This is a genomic window from Streptomyces sp. NRRL WC-3549, assembly GCF_000721935.1.
GTDB lineage: Bacteria > Actinomycetota > Actinomycetes > Streptomycetales > Streptomycetaceae > Streptomyces.
Genome location: NZ_KL585414.1, coordinates 117026 through 122961 on the forward strand (window position 1 = coordinate 117026; position 5936 = coordinate 122961).

General features: G+C 73.5%; 6 protein-coding genes. All 6 read left to right on the plus strand.

Annotated elements, in window-relative coordinates:
- Window positions 1-672: phosphotriesterase family protein (locus IH13_RS0121805; RefSeq protein ID WP_037842036.1), on the plus strand; the 672-nt coding region annotated here is incomplete at its 5' end.
- A gap of 1 nt (window position 673) precedes the next feature.
- Window positions 674-1798, plus strand: coding sequence for an aminotransferase class V-fold PLP-dependent enzyme (locus tag IH13_RS0121810; protein ID WP_031086968.1), 1125 nt, complete (start codon window positions 674-676; stop codon window positions 1796-1798).
- A 2-nt stretch (window positions 1799-1800) separates the two neighbouring features.
- The gene (locus IH13_RS0121815; protein ID WP_031086970.1) at window positions 1801-2964 is read left to right on the plus strand and encodes an alanine racemase; all 1164 of its coding nucleotides are present in this window, start codon (window positions 1801-1803) and stop codon (window positions 2962-2964) included.
- A gap of 10 nt (window positions 2965-2974) precedes the next feature.
- Complete coding sequence (locus IH13_RS0121820; protein WP_031086972.1) at window positions 2975-4180, plus strand: phosphopentomutase; 1206 nt, start codon at window positions 2975-2977, stop codon at window positions 4178-4180.
- Window positions 4181-4294: 114 nt separating this feature from the next.
- Window positions 4295-5050 (plus strand): GntR family transcriptional regulator, encoded by a 756-nt coding sequence (locus tag IH13_RS0121830; RefSeq protein ID WP_031086973.1) that lies wholly within the window; start codon window positions 4295-4297, stop codon window positions 5048-5050.
- A gap of 180 nt (window positions 5051-5230) precedes the next feature.
- Window positions 5231-5936, plus strand: a 706-nt coding sequence (locus IH13_RS0121835; protein ID WP_234433361.1) for an FAD-dependent oxidoreductase, incomplete at its 3' end; no start/stop codon positions are given.

Genomic DNA, 5936 nt, shown 5'->3' on the forward strand with positions numbered 1-5936 from the left:
GGGGTCGCGGCGACCGGCTGGTACTACGAGCCGTTCCACACGCCGGAGATCGACGACGCCGATGTGGAACAGCTCACCACGGTCCTCGTCCGCGAGATCGAGGAGGGGATCGGCGCGACCGGGATCCGGCCCGGCGTCCTCGGCGAGATCGGCAGTCACGGCGACGTCCCGACCGCTCCCGAGGCGAAGGTGCTCCGGGCCGCCGCACGGGCCGCGCGGGCCACCGGTCTCTCCCTCGCCACCCACGCGCAGCTGGGCCGGGGCGGGCTCGCCCAGCTGGAACTGCTCACCGGTGAGGGGCTGCCCGCCCACCGCGTCGCCATCGGCCACCAGGACCTGCTCGACGACCCGGGTGTCCACCGGGAGATCGCGGCGAGCGGGGCGTACGTCGCGTTCGACACGGTGGGCAAGTCGTCCTACCAGAGCGACCGGACCCGGCTGCGGCTGCTTCTCGCGCTGGTGGAGGCCGGGCACGCCGACCGGGCACTGCTCAGCTGCGACATCTCGCGCCACGGCTACCTCCGGGACGAGGGCGGCCAGGGCTACGGGCACCTCTTCCGGAGCTTCCTGCCCGAGCTCCGGGCAGCCGGCGCCGACGACGACCTGATCGACCTGCTGACCCGCCGCAACCCACTGCGCTTCCTGACCGGAGCGGGCGTGGAGGAGAACTGACATGAGCCCCGACCTTCCCGTACTTCCCCCGACCTCTCCGCTGGCGACCGTCGGACTGGACGCCGCCGTCGCCACGCAGTTCCGGCTGCTGGAGGCGACCGCGGCCCACTTCGAGGGGCACCAGCTCTTCTCCTCCGACGCCGGAGTCGTCCCCGGCCTCGGCCGGCCCCGGACCACCGCCCGCGTCGAAGCCGTACTCGCGGACTTCTTCGGCGCCCAGGACGCCGCCTTCGTCCAGGGAGCGGGCACCGGCGCGATCCGGGCCGCGCTCAACGCGGCCGTCCGCGCGGGCGATCCGCTGCTCATCCACCGCGCCCCGGTCTACCGCACCACGGAGGTCACGCTGAGGGGCATCGGCGTGCAGACCGTCGAGGCCGACTTCAACGACGCCCAGGCGCTGGACGAGTCCCTGGCGTCCGGACGGTTCCGGTGGGCCTACGTCCAGCACACGCGTCAACGGCTCGCCGACTCCTACGATCCGGCCGAGGTCATCGCCGCCTGCCGGGCAGCCGGGGTCCGCACGATCGTCGACGACAACTACGCCGTCATGCGCACTCCCGCCGCCGGTGTGGAACTGGGAGCCGACGCCTCCTGCTTCTCGCTCTTCAAGCTGCACGGTCCCGAGGGTGTCGGCCTCGTCGTCGGCGCCCGCGACCTGGTCGCGCACGTCCGCCGCGACAACTACTCCGGGGGCGGGCAGGTCCAGGGCCACCAGGCGCTCGACGCCCTGCGCGCCCTCACCCACGTTCCCGTCATGTGGGCCGTGCAGTCGCGGGTGGGTGCCGAGGTCGCGGAACGGCTGTCAGCCGGTGAGGTCCGGGGCGTGGCCGAGGTACGTCTCGCCAACGCCCAGGACCGCTGCCTGCTCGTACGCCTCGACCGGCCCGTCGCCGCGAAGCTGCCGTCCGTCGCCGCCCGTTTCGGAGCCGCGCCCTACCCCGTCGGCTCCAACTCCCGCTACGAGATCGCCCCGCTCTTCTACCGGATGTCCAGCTCGGCTCTCGACGACTCCCCCGAACTCGCCGACTGGACCGTACGCATCAACCCGATGCGGGCGGGTGCGGATCTCGTCATCGACATCCTGCGCCGCTCGCTCGCCGCCCTGGACGCTCCGGAGGACGACTGACCGTGTTTCTCGACACCCTGCTCACCCGCAACCCCGGGCTCGTCGACGCCGCGGCCGCGCTCCACCGGAACGGCGAGATCCCGCCCGACACCTATGCCGTGGACCTGGACGCCGTCGAGGCCAACGCCGCGCTGCTGGCGGCGGAGGCCGAACGTCTCGGCGTCAGCCTCTGGTTCGTCGTCAAGCAGCTCGGCCGCAACCCCGAACTGATCCGGGCCATCGCCCGGCACATCCCCCGCTCTGCCGCCATCGACCCGGCGGAGGCCCGCACCCTGCACGCCGCCGGGGCGCGGCCCGGCAACCTCGGCCACCTCGTCCAGATTCCCCGGCGGGCGCTGCCCGAGATGCTGGCCTGGCGTCCGGAGACCGTCACGGTCTTCGACCTGGCCAACGCCCGCGCCGTTTCCGAGGCGGCACACGCACTGGGCTTCGTCCAGGACGTCCTGATCCGGCTCGAAGGCGTCGACGGTGCCGTCTACCCCGGCCAGGAGGGGGGCGTCCCCCTCGACCGCCTGGACGCCTTCGCCAAGGACGCCGAGGCGCTGGACGGCATCCGGATCGCGGGCGTCACCGCCTTCCCGTGCGTCCTGTGCGATCCCACGACGGGTGTGCCCGCCGCCACCCCCAACTTCGGCCTGGCGATCGAGGCCCGCGAACTGCTGGCGGCACGCGGGCACCACGGCCTCAAGCTCAGCGCCCCCAGCGCCACCTCGATGGCCTCCCTCCCGCTGCTCGCCGAACTGGGGGCCACCCACGGCGAGCCGGGCCACGCCCTCACCGGCACGACCCCGCTGCACGCCCTCGATCCCGGCCAGCCGGAGAAGCCCGCGTACGTGTACGTCAGCGAAGTCGCCCACGTCCTCGACGACGGCCGCCCGGCGATATACGGCGGCGGCTTCTACAACCGTTCCCACATCCGCAGCGCCCTCCTGCCCCGCACCGGTATCCGGCTGGGCGTGCAGACCGCGCCCGCGGAGAACATCGACTACTACCGGCTGCTCGACACGCCCACCCGCGCGGCGGACGTCCGTGTCGGGGACACCGCGCTGCTCGCCTTCCGCACCCAGATCTTCGTCACCCGCTCGACCGTCGCCGTCGTCTCCGGACTGGCCTCCGGCAGCCCCCGGCTGAACGGGCTGTACGACGCCCATGGCCGAGCCCTGTAAGGAGCACCTCATGGCCAAGACCGTCATCGTCGTCATCGACGGGTTCGGCGTCGGTGCCATGCCCGACGCGGGCGCCCTGCGCCCCGGCGACCTCGCCGCCGACACCTGCGGGCACGTACTCGACCGCTGCCGCACCGCGTTCGGACGGCCGCTGCGCCTGCCGGTGCTCGGGGCGCTGGGGCTCGGGCTGGTGCACCCGCACCCGGACCTGGCACGCCGCACCCATCTGCCCGTGGCCGCGGGGAGGGCCGCGCTCGGCTACCCGGGCGCGGACACCTTCGCGGGCCACCAGACCATGATGGGCGCCGACTTCAGCCGGGTGACGGTGGCCAGGCTCGCCGACCACCTCGACGAGGTGTCCGACGCGCTGAGGACCGCCGGCCACCGGGTCGAACCGCTGGACGGGCAGCCGCTGCTCGTCGTCGACGGGGCGGTCCTGGTCCACGACAACCTGGAGGCCGACCCGGGAATCAACTGGAACGCCTCCGGCCGCGTCGACGACCTCCCCTTCGAGGGACCCGGCGGGATCCTCGCCATCGCCCGTACCGTGCGCGCCGTCGCTCCGGTCGCGCGGGTCATCGCCGTCGGCGGCCACGCGGACGGCCCGCTCGCCGGTTTCGTCCGCCCCGGCGACGGGCAGACCATCGGGCTGGACACGCCCGCCACCGGCTTCTACCGCAACGGCGGCCTCCAGGTGCAGCACCTGGGCGCCGCGCTCGACCACACCCGCCAGCTTCCCGAGCTGGCGGCCCGGGCGGGCGTGCCGGTGACCCTGGTCGGCAAGGCCGCCGACATCCTGGAGTGCGCGGTGGCGACACGTCATCCGGCCGTCGCCACCGCCGACGTCCTGTCGCACAGCCTGGACGCGGTGCGCGCCGAGGGCGATGCTCTCGTGGTCGCGAACGTCCAGGAGACGGACCTGGCAGGGCACCAGCAGGATCCGGAGCGGTACGGACACCTGCTGGAGCAGGTGGACGCGGGCCTCGCCGGGCTGGTGGCGCTGCTCGCGGACCCCGGCGACCGTCTGATCGTCACCGCGGACCACGGGAACGACCCCACGATCGGCCACGCCCTCCACACCCGTGAGTACGTACCGGTGCTGATCCACCGGCCGGACGCCCACGGCGTGGAGATCCTCCCGGACGCGCACAGCCTGGCGGACATCGGTGCCACCGCCGCCCTGTCGCTGGCACTGGACCCGGAGGGCCTCGCATAAGAGACAGTCCCTGCGCTGACCAGGTACCTCGCCCCGGCGGCGCGGGCCCGGAGCACCTCCGCCTCCCGGAGCCCCCGTCGGCCCTCCCCCGCGCGCTTCTGCGACGATCCATGCGTGGACTACCCGAACGACCAGGCCCCCGGCGCCCCCGTGCGCTCCGGGATCCCCGAGCACGGCCGCGTACCGAAGTACTACGCCGTCAAGGCGCGCATCGACCGTCTCGTCGGCGAACTCGGGGAGGGCGCCGCCATCCCCACCGAGCGGGACCTCTCCGAGCGGTACGAGGTCGCCCGCGAGACGGTCAGGCAGGCACTGCGCGAACTCGTGCTGGAGGGCAAGCTGCGCCGCCGGGGCCGCGGCACGGTGGTCGCCGGTCCCAAGCTGGCCCAGCCGCTGTCCCTGGCCAGCTACACCGAGGGCGTCCGCCGCCAGGGCCGTACCCCCGGCCGTGCGCTCGTCACCCTCGACCGCTTCCCGTGCCCCGACGCGCTCGCCGCCGAGACCGGCCTCACGCGCGGCGAGCCCGTGTGGCACTTGGAGCGCGTGCTGCTCGCGGACGACGAGCGGGTCGGTCTGGAGAGCACGTACGTCGCCGCGGCCCGGGTCCCGGACCTGGACACCGGCTTCGACCCGGACTCGTCCTTCTACGCCCATCTCGCCGGGCAGGGCATCGCCTTCGGCGACGCCGACGAACGCATCGAGACCGTCCTCGCCACCCCTCGCGAGGCCCTGCTCATCGGCACCCCGCCGGCCCTGCCGATGCTGCTCATCCACCGGATCTCCCGGGACACGGAGGGCCGCCCGCTGGAGCGGGTGCGCACGCTCTACCGGGGCGACCGGTTCTCCTTCACGACCCGCCTGGAGGGGTGAGAAGGGAGCGTGTGACCCCCTATCACCCTCCTTGCTTCATCACGAGAAGATAACGGGTCTAGCCCAAACGTGATGGCCAGTTCACGCTCTCGTCGTCGACCGGATCCCTCCGGTTCTCCTGCGCCGAGGAGCGTGGCGGTCGTGAAAGTAATAGTCGTCGGAGCCGGCGTGGTGGGGACCATGCACGCCTGGCACGCAATGGAACGCGGCCACGAGGTCGTACAGATCGAGCGCGAGACCGAGGCCCGCGGCGCCTCGCTGCGCAACTTCGGCCAGATATGGGTGAGTGGCCGCGCGGGCGGCGAGGAGTTGGAGACCGCGCTCCGGGCCAGGGAACTGTGGGAGGAGATCGGTGGCCGGGTACCGGCGCTGGGCTTCCGTCCGACCGGCTCCCTGACCCCCCTGCGCGGCGACCTGGAACGCGCCGTCGCCGAGGCGGCCGTCGCCCGCCCGGACGCCGCCGCCCGCGGCCACAAGCTGCTGACGCCGCAGGAGGCCCGAGCTCTCAACCCCGCCCTGCGCGGAGAGTTCGACGCCGCCCTGTACTGCGAGCGCGACGCCGCCGTCGAGCCGCGCACCGCCCAGCTCGCCCTCCGCGCCGAGCTGCGGAAGTCGCCGCGCTACACCTTCCTGCCCGGCCGCGAGGTCCGCGACGTCGTCGGCGACAGGGCCGTCCGCGACGACCACGGTGACGTGCACGCCGGCGACGTCGTCGTCCTGTGCACCGGCGCCTGGCTCGGCGGCCTGGTCCGCGAGCTGGCCGGACCCGACCTGCCCGTGCGCCGGGTCCGTCTCCAGATGATGCAGACCGACCCGCTGGGCGAAACGCTGACCACCTCGGTCGCCGACGCCGACAGCTTCCGCTACTACCCGGCCTACGGCTCCC

Bases quoted from the DNA above. Each gene is read 5' to 3' on its own strand.
- IH13_RS0121810 (WP_031086968.1), top strand. From the start codon at position 674: ATGAGCCCCGACCTTCCCGTACTTCCCCCGACCTCTCCGCTGGCGACC.
- IH13_RS0121820 (WP_031086972.1), top strand. From the start codon at position 2,975: ATGGCCAAGACCGTCATCGTCGTCATCGACGGGTTCGGCGTCGGTGCC.